The organism is Conexibacter sp. CPCC 205762 (assembly GCF_030646155.1).
Classification (GTDB): Bacteria; Actinomycetota; Thermoleophilia; order Solirubrobacterales; family Solirubrobacteraceae; genus Conexibacter.
In genome coordinates, this window is the sequence record NZ_JAUTDN010000001.1 from 419,753 (window position 1) to 434,072 (window position 14,320).

Genomic DNA, 14,320 nt, shown 5'->3' on the forward strand with positions numbered 1-14,320 from the left:
TCATGGCCAATGACCTCTCGAAAGGCCACGTCTTGATCTCTCCCCGCATCGATCGCCTGCTCCAGCACGTCGATTCCGACTACGCCAGCGTGGTGGTCGCCGCCAAGCGAGCGCGTCAGATCAACTCGTACTACCACAACCTCGGCGAGGGGACGTTCGACGAGTTCCCGCCCCCGATGGTCGAGACGCGGTCGAAGAACTACCTCACGATCGCGCTCGAGGAAGTCGCCGACGGCAAGATCAAGTACCACTACCGCTAGGCCGCGGTAGGGGAGGGAACCCGACGTGGCGCGGATCCTGCTCGGCGTCAGCGGCGGGATCGCCGCCTGGAAGGCGCTTGACACGATCCGGCTGGCGACGAAGGCCGGCCACAGCGTGCGCGTGGTGCAGACGCCGACGAGCGAACGGTTCGTCGGCGCCGCCTCGTTCGCGGCGATCACCGGCGCGCCGGTCCTGGGCAGCGAGTTCGAGCCCGACCCCGCGCGCGGCGCCTTCCCCGGCGACCCCGCGCCCGAGCACGAGCCGATCAGCCACCTCGCGCTCGTCGCGAACGCCGACCTGTACCTGATCGCGCCCGCGTCGGCGAACACGCTCGCCAAGCTCGCGCACGGCTTCGCCGACAACCTTCTCACCAGCGCCGCGCTCGCCGCGCGCTGCCCCGTCCTCGTCGCCCCGGCGATGAACGACGCGATGTGGGAGCACGCGGCGACGCAGGCCAACGTCGCGACGCTGCGCGAGCGCGGCGTGCGCGTGATCGATCCCGGCGTCGGCCCGCTCGCCTCCAAAGGCGAGCACGGCGCCGGCCGCCTCGCCGAGCCGGCTGAGCTGCTCGCCGCCTGCGAGGAGACGCTCGCCGCGCGCGACCTGCCCGCGCCGCCGCAGGACCTCGCCGGCCTGCGGCGTAGACCCGCGCAGCCAGCGAGAGGGCAGCGCGACCTCGTGGGTTTGCGCGTGCTCGTCACCGCCGGCGGCACGCGCGAGCCGATCGACAGCGTCCGCTACGTCGGCAACCGCTCCTCCGGCCGGATGGGCTTCGCGCTCGCCGAGGTCGCCGCCCGCCGCGGCGCCGAGGTGACCGTGCTGGCCGCCAACGTGACGCTGCCGCGGCTGCCCGCGATCGACTACCTCGACGTCGAGACCGCCGGCCAGCTCGCCGACGCCTGCCGCGAGCAGTTCCCGCGCTGCGACGTGCTGCTGATGGCGGCGGCGGTCGCCGACTTCAGGCCGGCCGACCCGGTCGACGCGAAGATCAAGAAGGACGCCGGCGCCCCCGACTCGATCGCGCTGGAGCGCACGCCCGACATCCTCTCCGGCCTCGCCGCCGCGCGCGTGCCGGGCCAGACGGTCGTCGGCTTCGCCGCCGAGCACGGCGAGGGCGCGCTCGACTACGCCCGCGGCAAGCTCGCGCGCAAGGGCCTCGACGCGATCGTCGTCAACGACGTCTCGCGGCCGGGCATCGGCTTCGACACACCCGACAACGAGGTGACGATCGTCGCCCCGGACGGCGAGCGGCCGCTGGCGCGCGCGCCCAAGGGCGAGATCGCCGCCGCGATCCTCGACGAGGTCGTGCGTCTGCGCACGGCCGTGAGCGCAGATGGAGCCAGTGGACCAGCTTCCCCCGATCGCCCCGCACGAGTGTGAGGCCGCGGCGGGCACCGCCCGCCGCATCGTCGAGAACATCCGCTCCGCGGTGCAGGTGCAGTCGCGCACGCTGGAGCACGTGATCGTCGCCCTGCTCGCCGAGGGCCACGTGCTGATGGAGGACTACCCGGGCGTCGGCAAGACCGCGCTCGCCCGCGCGCTGTCGCGCTCGCTCGACTGCCAGTTCGCGCGGATCCAGTGCACCGCCGACCTGCTGCCGGCCGACGTCGTCGGCGCCAACATCTACAACCAGCGCGAGGCGCGGTTCGAGTTCCGCCCCGGGCCGGTCTTCGCCAACGTCGTGCTCGTCGACGAGATCAACCGCGCCTCGCCGCACACGCAGTCGGGCCTGCTGGAGTGCATGCAGGAGCGGCGCGTCACCGTCGACGTCCACACGCACGAGCTGGCGCGGCCGTTCGTCGTGCTGGCGACGCAGAACCCGGCCGAGTACGAGGGCACCTACCCGCTGCCGGAGGCGCAGGTCGACCGCTTCATGGTGCGCGTCTCGCTCGGCTACCCGGACCTCAACCACGAGGTCACGATGCTCGGCGACCACTCCGCCGGCGACCGCGTGCAGGCGCTGCAGCCGGTCGTCAGCGCCGCCGACGTGCTCGCCGCGCAGGACACCGCCGCGCGCGTGCAGGCGTCGCAGCCGCTGCGCGAGTACCTCGTGCGCGTGCTGCAGCGGACGCGCGACGACGAGCGGATCGAGCTGGGCGCGAGCCCGCGCGCCGGGCTGATGCTGCTGCGCGCCGCGAAGGCGCGCGCGATGCTCTACGGCCGCGGCCACGTCGAGCCCGACGACGTCCAGGCGCTCGCGCAGCCGGTGCTCGCCCATCGCCTCGTGCTCGCCCCCGACGCGCTCGGGATCGGCGCCGACGCCGTCGTCGCCGACGCGATAGCTGCGGTCCCGGCGCTGTAGGACGATGGCCGCGCGGACCGCAGCGGCCGGCGTACGTCCCGCGGGCGGGCGGACGCGATGAGCCGCGCGTTCTGGCTGCTGCTGCTCGGCCTCGCGCTCACGACGATCGCCGGCACGTTCGACCTCGCGCCGCTGTACGTGCCCGGCGTCGGCTTCGGCGCGCTGGCGCTGCTGACGCCGCTGTGGGTCGAGCTGGCAGCGCGGCGTGTGCGCGTGACGCGTGAGCTGCCGGCGGTCCGCGTCGTCGAGCAGGAGCCGGTCGAGCTGCGCCTGCGCGTCAGCGCCGGGGCGCTGCCGCTGCCGCTTCCGGCGGTGACGATCGAGGACCCGCTGCTGGAGCTGCCGCTGCGGCTGCCGGCCGGCGGCCGCTCGCGCGCCTTCACCGTCGTCGCGCGCTTCCCGCGCCGCGGCCGGCACCGGATAGCGCCGCCGGCGCTGGTGCTGCGCGACCCGTTCGAGCTGGTCCGCCGCGCGGTCCGCGAGCGCGGCGAGGACGACGAGCTGCTGGTGCTCCCGCGCACGAGCGCGATCGCCTTCGCGCGGCGGCGCGAGGGCGACGGCAGAGCGGCCGGCGCCGCGACGCTGCTGGGCGCCGCCGCGACCGACGTCGACGGGATCCGCCGCTACCGCGAGGGGACGCCTGCCGGGCGGATCCACTGGCCGGCGCTGGCCGCCCGGCAGGAGCTGATGGAGCGGCGGCTGCGCGTGACCGAGAACGTCCGCCCGCTGGTCGTGCTCGACGTGCGCGGCGCGCCCAACCGCGACGCGCTCGACGCGGCCGTGCGCGCGGCCGCGTCGCTGACGCTGGCGCTCGCGCGCGAGGGCGGCTGCGGGCTGCTCTTGCCGGGCGAGCGGCGGCCGAGCACGATCGGCGCCGAGCTGGGCGCTTGGCCGGCCGCGCACGTGCGGCTGGCGCTGGTCGAGGCGGGCGAGAGCACGCCGGGCCCGGCGCTCGGCGGCGTCGGCCTGCGGCGCGGGCCGCTGCTGTACGTCAGCGCCCGCCGCCTCGACCGCCTGCCGCCGGCGGCGCAGGCGATAGCGCGCGGCCCGGCGTCGCTGGTCGTGCCCGGCAGGCTGCAGGGGCGCGAGTCGCTGTTCGCCGTCGCCGGCTGCCACGGCTACGCGCAGGCCTCCGGCCGCCGCCCCGGCAGCGCCGCCGACGCGCGCGTGAAGGCGAACGGCCCGTCCGCGGGAGGCGCGCGATGAGCGCGACCGCCACGCCGCCGCCCGTGCCGCCGAGCACGCCGCCGCCCGCGCCCGCACCCGCCGCGCCGCCGCCGCTGCCGCGCTCCGGCCCGTCCTCGCGCCCGCTGCTGCCGCGCCCGACGGCGCGCGTCGTCGCCTTCGCCGCGCTCGGCCTGTGGGCGGCGATCCGCTGGTCGACGCTGGTCGAGCCGATGGCGTGGCCGCGGACGCTGATGCTGCTGATCCTCGCGCTGATCGCCGGCCTGACGGTCGGGCAGCTGTCGCGGCTGCCGCCGTTCGCGCAGGCGCCGGGGGCGTTCGCGGTCGTCGTCGCATGGGCAGCGGCGAGCGCGCTGGCGGCCGGCGTGCCGGCGGCGTTCATCTTCGAGCCGACCCACTGGGACGACCTCGCGCTCGGCCTCCAGCAGGGGATCGAGGCGCTGCCGCAGCTGCTCGTGCCCTACAGCCAGCCCGACGACTGGCCGCGGATCGCGATCCTGCTCGGCGGCGGGCTGCTGCTGGTGCTCGGCTGCGTGCTCGGGCTGACGCCCGGCCGCCACGGCACGCCGCTGCGCGACGGGGCGCCGTTCGGCGGCGGCGTCGGGCTGCGGCTGGTCGCCGCGATCCCGCTGGTCGTCGCCGCGCTCGTGCCGCCGGCGATCATGAAGCCGGACGCGCCGGCGCTGGAAGGGCTCGTGCTGCTGGTGCTGCTGTCGGCCGTGCTGTGGCTGGAGGAGCTGCCGCGCGCGCGTGCCCGCGCCGCGATGGTGCTGGTCGTGCTGACCGCCGTCACCGGTGCCGTCGCGACGCCGCTGCTGGACCGCGACAAGCCGCTGTTCGACCTGCAGGCGCTCGTCGAGGGCCTGCAGAGAACCGACCCGGCGCAGTTCGACTGGTCGCAGTCGTACGGGCCGCTCGACTGGCCCCGCACCGGCCGCGAGGTGCTGCGCGTCAAGTCGCCGGTCTCGACCTACTGGAAGACGCAGAACCTCGACGGCTTCGACGGCATCCGCTGGATGCGCCAGGCGCCGCCCGAGCAGCTGCAGGCCAACGCCGAGGTGCCGCCGCGGGCGCTCGCCAACGCTGACTGGCACGTGAACGTGCAGGTGACGATCGGCGAGCTGAGCACGTTCGACGTCATCGGCGCCGGCACGACGCTCGGCTTCAGACGCGCGCCGGCCAGCTTCGCGCCCGGGGCGAGCCCCGGCACCTGGGTCTCCGACGAGGCATTGCGGCAGGGCGACGGCTACGTCGCCGAGACGTTCGTGCCGCGCCCGAGCCAGGCGCAGCGGGCGAACGCCGGCACCGACTACCCGGCCGAGCTGCAGCGCTACACGATCGTCTCGCTGCCGCAGCAGGACGGGCCGCGGCGCTGGCAGCCCGGCCCCGGCAGCGTGCCGGTGCCGCTCTACGGCAGCGTCGGCGACGGCGCGCCGACCGCGATCGCGGCGGAGCAGGCGTTCGCCGCCAGCCCGTACGCACGTGAGTACGCGCTCGCGAGCCAGCTCGTCGGCGCCTCCAGCACGCCGTACGAGTACGTCCAGGAAGTGCTCGCGTACCTCCGCAACGGCTTCACGTACAGCGAGACGCCGCCGCGCCGCCAGCTGCCGCTCGACGCCTTCCTGTTCCGCGACAGAATCGGCTACTGCCAGCAGTTCGCCGGCGCCGCCGCGCTGCTGCTGCGGCTCGGCGGCGTGCCGACGCGCGTCGCGACCGGCTTCACGAGAGGCAAGCCGGACGGCGCCGAGGGCGAGTACGTCGTGCGCGACTACGACGCGCACGCCTGGATCGAGGTCTGGTTCCCCGGCATCGGCTGGGTCCAGGCCGACCCGACGCCGACGACCGCGCCGGCGATCTCCGGCAGAGCGCCGCCGCCGACGAGACTGCCGGCCGCCGCGACCGCACCGGCCGCGAGAGCGAGAATGCCGACGCCGCCGGCCGCCACGACGCCGAGAACGACGCCGGCCGCCCAGCCCGCCGGCGGCGCGAGCGGCGGTGACGGCGACGGCGGCGGCGGGCTGCCGCTGGGCGCGCTGGTCGCCGGTCTGCTGGCGCTCGTCGCCGGCGCCGGCTGGCTGCGCTGGTGGACGCGGCCGCGGCAGGACGGCGACGCGCTGCTGGGCGAGCTGCGGCGGGCGCTGCGCCGCACCGGCAGGCCGCCGGAGGCGCGCACGACGCTGCTGGAGCTGGAGCGGAGGCTGCACGACGCGCCCGACGCGGCCGCCTACGTGCGCGCGATCCGGCTCGCCCGCTACGCCGGCGAGCCGCCGCACGTGACCGGCGGCCAGCGGCGCGCGCTGCGGGCCGAGCTGGCCCGCAACCTCGGCCTCGGCGGCCGCCTGCGCGCGCTCCACGCGCTGCCGCCGCGGCGCGTGCGCTGAGCGCCGCGCGGACTCCGTCTGGCCTGCGCCTATCCTGGAGGGATGACGGTCGACACCTACCAGCTCTTCCAGAACGGCACCGAGCTGCTGGAGAAGGGCGACTACCACCAGGCGACCGTGCCGCTGCGTGCCGCACGCGACGCCGACCCCGACAAGAGCTCGATCCGCGAGGCGCTCGGCCGCGCGCTGTTCATGACGCAGCACTACGAGGAGGCGGCCGGCGAGTTCCGCGCCGTCGTCGAACAGGCGCCGACGAACGACTACGCGCTCTTCTGCCTCGGCCGCAGCCTGCAGCAGCTGGGTCGCCATCGCGACTCGCTGCCGCCGCTGGCGCAGGCCGCCGGCCTGCGCCCCGACCGCCGCGACTACCGCAGATACCGCGATCGCGCCCGCGCCGCCTGCGAGCGCTGAGCGCTCGCAGGCTCAGTCGAGCAGCTCGCCGAGGAAGCGCTCGGGCGCGTTCAGGAAGGCGCGCGTGAGCCGCACCGGCTCGGCGGCGTCGAAGCCGATCTGCTCGATCCCGGCCTCGTTCAGCTCGTAGATCGTCGCGCCCGGATAGGCGAGCAGCAGCGGCGAGTGGGTCGCGACGACGAACTGGCTGCCGTCGCCGACGAGCTGGTGCATCCGCCGCAGCAGCACGAGCACGTTCTGCGGCGACAGCGCCGCCTCCGGCTCGTCGAGCAGGTAGAGCCCGTGGGGGCCGAAGCGGTTGAGGATCAGCGCCAGGAACGACTCGCCGTGGGAGCGCTCGTGAAGCGATCTGCCGCCGTAGAAGTCGAGCGTGCGTCCGTCCTCTCTGGCGAGCCCGTCGAGCGCGGTGGCGGCGTTGAAGAAGCTCTCCGCGCGCAGGAAGAAGTCGCTCTGCGGGCGCGCGCCCTCGCGCACGACCCGCAGCTCGCGGCCGAGCTCCGGCTCCTCCCAGTGGGTCGAGAAGCGCAGGTGCGAGGAGCCGCCCTCGGCGTTCATCCCGAGCGCGACCGCGAGCGCCTCGATCAGCGTCGACTTGCCGCTGCCGTTCTCGCCCACGAGCAAGGTGACCGGCGCGTCGAAGGCGAGCCCGTCCGCCAGCTGCGGGACGAACGGCAGCGTCCACGGGTGACGGCCGGCGCGGCTCTGCTCCTGCGAGTGGCGGACGGCCGGCAGCTCGACCGCGCGCAGGAACGGCGCGGCCACGTCGCGCTACTCCTCGCCGGCGCGCCCGGCCGCCTCACGCGCCTGCACGACGCTCAGCACGAGCAGGCCGAGGAAGGCGTCGAGCTGCGGCTGGTCGATCGCCGACAGCGGCAGCTCGCCCTGGATCCAGACCTCGCCGTCGCGTGTGTGGGCGAAGCAGAGGAACGGGATCTGGCGGTTCCAGCGGAGCAGGTCGTGGGGGTCGACCTGGCCGGGGCCGATCACGTGCGCCTGAGCGCGGAAGAGGCCGTCGCGAATCGCGACGCCGACGTCGAGCGGCCAGCCGCCTGCCTCGACCGTGATGCCCCATTCGGCGAAGGCCAGTCTGCGGGTCTCGCCCTCCAGGCCGGCGATGAACGCCTCGACGGTGCTGCGCGGATCTCTTGTCATTGCGGCGCGAACGATAGGGATTGCAGCGGATTCGCACCTCCAAACGCGCGTCGGTGCTAACCTCATCCGACAGCTTTCCGTGCCGGGCTCGTTCCTGGCACAGCAGTTCCGAAAGTGGGCGCTCGCCCACTTTTTTTTATGAGACGAACGGAGGTGAACACCGGATGGGCAGAATCCAAGACGAGATCGAGACGCAGCTGAAGCAGGCTGAGCCCGACGTCGAGGTGGTGCTCGCCGAGGTGCTCGGCGGTACGACCGTGCGCCTGTTCATCGACCACCCGGACGGCGTCACGCTCGACCTCTGCGAGCGCGTCACCAAGCAGCTCGAGAGCGTGCGCCAGCGCTACGCGCTCGAGGTCTCCTCGCCGGGCAGCGATCGCCCGCTGACGAAGCCCGCCCACTACCGGCGCTTCATCGGCCGGCACGCCCGCGTTCGCACGCGCGGCGCGCATGGCGGCCAGGGGTCGTTCACCGGCGAGCTCGTCGGCGCCAACGACTCCGAGGTCACGATCGCCGCCGAGACCGGCGTCGTCTCGATTCCCTACACCGACATCAAACGGTCCAACCTCGTCCCAGGAGAGTAAGCAGCATGTCGAAAGAGATCCTGGATGCCGTCCGTGGACTCGCGGCCGAGAAGAACATCTCCAGCGAGAAGCTCATGGTCGCGCTCGAGGACGCCCTCCTGTCCGCGTACAAGAAGCAGCCCGGCGCCGCACCCTACGCACAGGTCGAGATGGACCGTGAGCTCGGCGACTTCACCGTCTGGGAGCTGGTCATCCCCGAGGACCTCGAGGATCAGCTGATCACCGAGCAGGAGGAGATCATCGCCGCCGAGTTCTCCGGCGTCGACCCGGAGACCGGCGAGGCGCGCCAGCTGCCCGAGCCGGAGCTCGACTTCGAGAAGCTCGCCCAGTACGAGGACCAGATCGAGCGTGTCGACGTGACGCCCGAGGACTTCGGCCGCATCGCCGCGCAGACGGCGAAGCAGGTGATCCTCCAGCGCATCCGCGAGGCGGAGCGCGACATGATGTTCGAGGAGTACCGCGATCGCGTCGGCGAGCTGATCACCGGCATCGTCCAGCAGTCGGACTCGCGCTACACGCTCGTGCAGCTGCGCGAGCGCGTCGAGGCGCTGCTGCCGAAGTCCGAGCAGGTCGACGGCGAGCGCTACGACCACTCGCAGCGGATCAAGGCCGTCATCAAGGACGTCTCGGCCTCGACCAAGGGTCCGAGCATCATCGTCTCGCGCCGCGACCCGGAGCTGATCAAGGCGCTGTTCGAGCTCGAGGTGCCGGAGATCGCCGACGGCCTCGTCGAGATCACCAACGTCGCCCGCGAGCCCGGCTACCGCTCGAAGATCGCGGTCGTCTCGCACGCCGACGGGGTCGACCCGGTCGGCGCCTGCGTCGGCCCGCGCGGCTCGCGTGTGCGCATGGTCGTCTCCGAGCTGCGCGGCGAGAAGATCGACATCATCCCGTACAACGACGAACCGGCCCGCTTCGTCGCGAAGGCGCTCTCGCCCGCGCGCGTGCGTGAGGTGCTCGTCGACGACGACGGCAAGCAGGCGACGGTGATCGTCCCCGACGACCAGCTGTCGCTCGCGATCGGCCGCGAGGGCCAGAACGCGCGCCTCGCCGCCCGCCTGACCGGCTGGCGGATCGACATCCGCTCCGAGACCGAGTTCGCCTCCGAGGAGGCCGAGGGCGGCTACGAGGAGGAAGAGGTGCAGGGCGGCCGCTGCGCGGCGCTGCTCGCGAACGGGCGCCGCTGCCCGAACGCGGCGCTGCCGGGCTCGCGCTACTGCGGCCTCGACACGCACCAGGCGCTGGCCGAGATCGACAGCGACGAGGTCGCCGCGCTGACCGGCGGGGCTGCGGTCGCGGTCGCCGAGCAGGAGGCCGAGCTGGAGGAGGAGGCCGAGCTGCTCGACGGCGGCGAGGCCGGCGAGTACGAGGAGGAGCAGGACGACTTCGACGGCGAGGACGCCGGCGAGGACGAGGCGGCGGGCGACGAGCCCGCGGAGGAGACCGCCTCATAACGGGCCACGAGCCGCTTCGGCGCTGTGTCGGCTGTGGCCGCACGGCGCCGAGACGCTCGTTGCAGCGCTGGGTGCTCGACGGCCCGGCGCTCGTCGCCGATCCCGCCGGCTCGCTGCCTGGCCGCGGGGCGTACACCTGTCGCGCACAGGACTGCTACGAGCGAGCACGCTCGCGCGGCGGCTTCAACCGCGCTTTCCGTCGGGCCGTCACGGCGCCTCCCACGGCGCCCGCACAGCTCGAATCCTCAGAGAACGTACACTTGGACACTGCATGAGCAATAAGCGAATCAGCGACATCGCCAAAGAGCACGGCATCTCGGCCAATCGCCTCATCGCGACGCTGAGATCCGCGGGCATCAACGCGCCCGCGCCGTCGGCGAGCGTCGACGAGGATTCTGCGCTCAGAGTCCTCGGTGAGAGAGGCCTGCGCCGCAGAGCCCCGCCGAGAGCGAGAGTCGGCACCTATCGGGACAGAACGCTTCCCGAGAGACCCAGAATCGTCCCCAGATACAGAACGCAGCGCGTTGCGCAGCCCGGCTCCGCCAACGGCGGCGGTCAGGGCGCGGGCGCAGGCGGCCAGGGCCAGCGTGGTCCCGGCGGCCGTGGTCCCGGTGGTCCGGGCGGTCGCGGGCCGGGCGGTCCGGGCGGTCGTGGTCCCGGTGGTCCGGGCGGCCGTGGTCCCGGTGGTCCGGGCGGTCGCGGACCCGGCGGTCCGGGCGGTCGCGGTCCCGGTGGTCCGGGCGGTCGCGGACCCGGCGGTCCCGGCGGCCGTGGCCCCGGTGGTCCCGGCGGTCGCGGTCCCGGCGGTCCCGGCGGCCAGCGCTTCGACGGCCCGCAGCAGGGTGCCGGCCAGGCCGGCAGCAGCGATCCGAGACAGCGTCCCACGCGTGACTCGCTCGGCACCGGCGCTCCCGGCGCCGGCGGCGGTCGTCGCCGCGTCGTGATCGACTCGCAGGCCTCGCGCCGGACTCCCGGTGGCGGCGGCCCGCAGAACCAGCCGCCGCGCCGTCAGCGTCGCGGCCGGCGTCGCCGTGGCACGTACGAAGAGCCGGCTCCCCTGGAGACGAGAATCTCGGCCGGGCCCGAGCACGTCAGAATCGCCTCGGGCGCGACCGTCAGAGATGTTGCCGAGTACCTCGACATCCCGGTCCCCGAGATCATCAAGAAGCTGATGCAGCTCGGCGAGATGGCGACGCTCACGCAGACGCTCTCCGACGACGCGATCGAGATGCTCGCGAGCGAGTTCGACCGCACGGCCGAGATCGTCCACGCGGCTGACGACGTCGACGCCGAGCCGGTCTACGACGACACCGACGACGAGCTCGTCGAGCGCGCCCCGGTCGTCACGATCATGGGTCACGTCGACCACGGCAAGACGTCGCTGCTCGACGCGATCCGCGACACCGAGGTGACCGCTGGCGAAGCCGGCGGCATCACGCAGCACATCGGCGCCTACCAGGTCCACCACAGCGACAGAGTCGTCACCTTCCTCGACACCCCGGGCCACGAGGCGTTCACCGCCATGCGCGCCCGCGGTGCGAAGGCGACCGACATCGCCGTGATCGTGGTCGCCGCCGACGACGGCGTGAAGCCGCAGACGCAGGAGGCGGTCGACCACGCGAAGGCCGCGAGAGTGCCGATCCTCGTCGCCGTCAACAAGGTCGACAAGGAGGGCGCTCAGCCCGAGCGCGTCCGCACCGAGATGACGCAGCTCGGCCTGCAGCCGGTCGAATGGGGCGGCGACACCGAGTTCGTCAACGTCTCGGCGAAGGCCAAGACCGGCCTCGACGACCTGCTCGACACGATCCTCGTGATGTCCGAGGTCGAGGAGCTGAGAGCGAACCCGAACGCCGAGGCGTCGGGCATCGTGATCGAGTCGAAGCTCGACCCGGGCCGCGGCGCGGTCGCGACCGTGCTGATCCAGCGCGGCACGCTGAGAGTCGGCGACGCGCTGTTCGCCGGCCCGCACTGGGGCAAGGTGCGCGCGATGAACGACTTCAAGGGCGAGAGAGTCAAGAAGGCTCTGCCCGGCGAGCCGGTCGAGATCCTCGGCTTCGACTCCGTGCCCGAGGCCGGCGAGTTCGTGCGCGTCGTCGAGAACGACCGCAAGGCGCGTCAGCTCGCGGGCGAGCGTGCCAACCGCCTCAGAACCGAGGCTCGCGCCCGCCGCGCCGGCAAGCGCGTCACGCTCGAGGACATCTTCAAGTCCGAGCTGCAGGAGCTCAACCTCGTCCTCAAGGCGGACGTGGCCGGCTCGCTGGAGGCGATCGAGGACGAGATCGCGAAGCTGCCGCAGAGCGAGATCCAGGTCAACGTCGTCCACCGCGGCGTCGGTGGCGTCAACGAGTCGGACGTGATGCTCGCGGCCGCCTCCGACGGCGTCGTGCTGGCGTTCAACGTGCGTCCGATCGGCGAGGCGGCGCGCGTCGCCGACCGCGAGGGCGTCGAGATCCGCTCCTACGCCGTCATCTACCGCGCGATCGAGGAGCTGCGCGCGGCGATGCAGGGCATGCTGGAGCCGGAGGAGGTCGAGGACCAGGTCGCCACGATCGAGGTCCGCGCGATCTTCCGCGCCTCGAGAATCGGCGTCATCGCCGGTTCCTACGTCACCGACGGCAGAGTCACGCGCGGTTCGAGAGTCCGTCTCGTGCGTGACGGCACGGTCGTCTATGACGGCGAGATCGCGTCGCTCAAGCGCTTCAACGAGGACGTCAGAGAGGTCGCGTCCGGTTTCGAGTGCGGCATCGTGCTGAGAGACTTCGCCGACGTCAAGGAAGGCGACGTGCTCGAGGCGTACACGACGCGCAAGGTCGAGCGCGAGCTCGCCTGAGATGGGCGGCGGCTACGTCGCCGTGCTGGTGATCGACGTGCACTTCCCCGACGCGGGAAGCCTCAAGTCCAAGCGCAAGGAGCTGTCGTCGCTGAAGGCGCAGCTCCACCAGCGCTTGGGCTGCGCGGTCGCCGAGACCGACCACCAGGACCTGTGGCAGCGTTCGACGCTGACCGCGGCGCTGACCGGCGGCTCGCTGCCGGTCCTCGACGCCGCCGCGGACAACGTCGAGCGCTGGCTTGATGAGCAGCTGCCGCAGGGCGTCCGCGTCGAGCGCTTCACCGCCTCGGTCGAGGACCTGCGGGGAGGGATAGGATGAGCGGAAGTCGAATTCGTCGCGTCGACGAGGCGGTGCGAGCCGTGCTCAGCGATGCGATCACGCAGGAGCTGAAGGACCCGCGCGTCGGGTTCGTCACCGTGACGTCCGTGAGAACCAGCTCAGACCTCCGACATGCCCGCGTCTACGTGAGCGTCCTCGGCGACGAGGAGACCCGCGCCGCCGGGATGGAGGGGCTGCGCTCGGCGCAGGGCTTCCTGCAGCGGAAGGTCGCGAGAGCGGTGCGGATGAAGTACACCCCCGAGATCACCTTCGCCTATGACGACTCGGTGGACAGAGGCCTGCGCATCAACGAGATCCTGAAGGACGAGCCGCTGCCGGCGAGAGTCTCGCCGGAGGAGCTTGCCGAGATCGCGCAGGCGGACGCCGCCGGGCCGGTCGAGGACGGCGTCACCGACGAGGAGCTGGGGTGAGCGCGACCAACGGCAAGCGCGCCACGCGCGCCCAGGTGCTCGACGAGATCCGCGACTCGGAGAAGTTCCTGCTCGGCACCCACGAGCATCCCGACGGGGACGCGCTCGGCTCGCTGGTCGCGATGCACCAGATCCTCGTCGCGGCCGGCAAGGACTCGATCATGTTCATGGACGCGGACGAGTTCCCGCTGCCGTACGAGTACCGCTTCTTCTCGCTCGACGGCCTCGTCTCGGTCCCGCCGGGGGACATCGAGGAGCGCACGATCGTCTTCCTCGACTGCGGCAACATCGACCGCAACCCGGCCGACGCGCTCAAGTTCGAGGGCGCCCACATCCTCAACGTCGACCACCACCACGACAACACCCACTTCGGCACGGTCAACCACGTCGTGCCGGAGGCGTCGTGCACGGCCGAGATCGTGTGGGACCTGATGCGCGGGCTGGAGGTCGAGGTGACGACGTCGATCGCGGAGGCGCTCTACGTCGGCCTCGTGACCGACACCGGCAAGTTCATGTACGAGAACACCGGCACGCGCGCGCACGTGATGGCGGCCGAGCTGATCGACGCCGGCGTCGACGTCCACGACATCTACCGCCGCATCTACGAGGGGATCCCGTACGGCAAGCTGAAGCTGCTGGCGCGGGGCCTCGAGCAGGTCGAGCGCTATGACGGCGGCCGCCTGACGGCGACGAGGCTGACGGTCGAGGACTACCGTGCCTCCGGCGCCGAGGAGAACTACTCCGAGGGCGTCATCGACCAACTCCGCTCGGTCGAGGGGACGGCTGTCGCCGCGCTCGTGCGCGACCGCCTCGGCCCCGGCCAGGAGGGGCTGCGGAAGGTCTCGCTGCGCGCCAGCGACGACCGCGTCGACGTCTCCGTGATCGCCCGCATCCAAGGCGGCGGCGGCCACCGCCAGGCGGCCGGCTTCACGACCGCGCTGACCTGGGACGAGCTCGTCGCCTTCCTGCGCGACGAGGTCGCCAGGCAGCTCCTCTAGCCGGCCGCGCCT

At 73.0% G+C, this 14,320-nt stretch carries 15 protein-coding genes; 13 read left to right on the forward strand and 2 right to left on the reverse strand.

Annotated features, from left to right (window positions below; genetic code table 11):
- Positions 1-2 precede the first annotated feature (2 nt).
- From rpoZ to Q7L73_RS01990, 6 genes are read left to right on the forward strand one after another with little or no spacing between them, the layout of a single operon-like run.
- The gene (rpoZ, locus tag Q7L73_RS01965; RefSeq protein ID WP_304688748.1) at positions 3-260 is read left to right on the forward strand and encodes a DNA-directed RNA polymerase subunit omega; all 258 of its coding nucleotides are present in this window, start codon (positions 3-5) and stop codon (positions 258-260) included.
- A 25-nt stretch (positions 261-285) separates the two neighbouring features.
- Complete coding sequence (locus tag Q7L73_RS01970; protein WP_304688750.1) at positions 286-1,641, forward strand: phosphopantothenate--cysteine ligase family flavoprotein; 1,356 nt, start codon at positions 286-288, stop codon at positions 1,639-1,641.
- Positions 1,595-2,563 (forward strand): MoxR family ATPase, encoded by a 969-nt coding sequence (locus tag Q7L73_RS01975; RefSeq protein WP_304688753.1) that lies wholly within the window; start codon positions 1,595-1,597, stop codon positions 2,561-2,563. Before Q7L73_RS01970 ends, Q7L73_RS01975 begins: the two co-directional genes overlap by 47 nt.
- A gap of 57 nt (positions 2,564-2,620) precedes the next feature.
- Positions 2,621-3,769, forward strand: a complete 1,149-nt coding sequence (locus Q7L73_RS01980; RefSeq protein ID WP_304688755.1) for a DUF58 domain-containing protein — start codon at positions 2,621-2,623, stop codon at positions 3,767-3,769.
- Positions 3,766-6,129 (forward strand): transglutaminase family protein, encoded by a 2,364-nt coding sequence (locus Q7L73_RS01985; protein WP_304715475.1) that lies wholly within the window; start codon positions 3,766-3,768, stop codon positions 6,127-6,129. Before Q7L73_RS01980 ends, Q7L73_RS01985 begins: the two co-directional genes overlap by 4 nt.
- Before the next feature lie 42 nt (positions 6,130-6,171).
- Positions 6,172-6,540: a tetratricopeptide repeat protein gene (locus Q7L73_RS01990; RefSeq protein WP_304693547.1), complete on the forward strand. Its 369-nt coding sequence runs from the start codon at positions 6,172-6,174 to the stop codon at positions 6,538-6,540.
- A 12-nt stretch (positions 6,541-6,552) separates the two neighbouring features.
- Here the strand turns inward: Q7L73_RS01990 and Q7L73_RS01995 are convergent, their stop codons facing one another.
- Positions 6,553-7,302 (reverse strand): AAA family ATPase, encoded by a 750-nt coding sequence (locus tag Q7L73_RS01995; protein ID WP_304693545.1) that lies wholly within the window; start codon positions 7,300-7,302, stop codon positions 6,553-6,555.
- A gap of 6 nt (positions 7,303-7,308) precedes the next feature.
- Positions 7,309-7,692 carry a hypothetical protein gene (locus Q7L73_RS02000; protein WP_304693543.1) on the reverse strand — a complete coding sequence of 128 codons (384 nt, stop codon included), beginning with the start codon at positions 7,690-7,692 and terminating at the stop codon, positions 7,309-7,311.
- A gap of 164 nt (positions 7,693-7,856) precedes the next feature.
- Between Q7L73_RS02000 and rimP the strand changes: the two genes are divergently transcribed.
- Genes rimP through Q7L73_RS02030 form a run of 7 tightly spaced genes read left to right on the forward strand, consistent with a single transcriptional unit; the run spans position 7,857 to position 14,308 of the window.
- Positions 7,857-8,276 (forward strand): ribosome maturation factor RimP, encoded by a 420-nt coding sequence (rimP, locus tag Q7L73_RS02005; protein ID WP_304693541.1) that lies wholly within the window; start codon positions 7,857-7,859, stop codon positions 8,274-8,276.
- Between the two features lie 5 nt (positions 8,277-8,281).
- Positions 8,282-9,730 (forward strand): transcription termination factor NusA, encoded by a 1,449-nt coding sequence (gene nusA, locus Q7L73_RS02010; protein ID WP_304693539.1) that lies wholly within the window; start codon positions 8,282-8,284, stop codon positions 9,728-9,730.
- Positions 9,727-10,005 carry a YlxR family protein gene (locus Q7L73_RS28670; RefSeq protein ID WP_370552439.1) on the forward strand — a complete coding sequence of 93 codons (279 nt, stop codon included), beginning with the start codon at positions 9,727-9,729 and terminating at the stop codon, positions 10,003-10,005. The genes nusA and Q7L73_RS28670 overlap by 4 nt, the downstream gene beginning before the upstream one ends.
- A complete protein-coding gene (gene infB, locus Q7L73_RS02015) occupies positions 10,002-12,560 on the forward strand; it encodes a translation initiation factor IF-2 (protein ID WP_304693537.1) in 2,559 nt (852 codons plus the stop codon). The genes Q7L73_RS28670 and infB overlap by 4 nt, the downstream gene beginning before the upstream one ends.
- Position 12,561: 1 nt before the next feature.
- Positions 12,562-12,879: a DUF503 domain-containing protein gene (locus Q7L73_RS02020; protein ID WP_304693535.1), complete on the forward strand. Its 318-nt coding sequence runs from the start codon at positions 12,562-12,564 to the stop codon at positions 12,877-12,879.
- Positions 12,876-13,310, forward strand: a complete 435-nt coding sequence (gene rbfA, locus Q7L73_RS02025; protein ID WP_304693533.1) for a 30S ribosome-binding factor RbfA — start codon at positions 12,876-12,878, stop codon at positions 13,308-13,310. The genes Q7L73_RS02020 and rbfA overlap by 4 nt, the downstream gene beginning before the upstream one ends.
- Complete coding sequence (locus tag Q7L73_RS02030) at positions 13,307-14,308, forward strand: bifunctional oligoribonuclease/PAP phosphatase NrnA (RefSeq protein WP_304693531.1); 1,002 nt, start codon at positions 13,307-13,309, stop codon at positions 14,306-14,308. Before rbfA ends, Q7L73_RS02030 begins: the two co-directional genes overlap by 4 nt.
- The last annotated feature ends 12 nt before the right edge of the window (positions 14,309-14,320 follow it).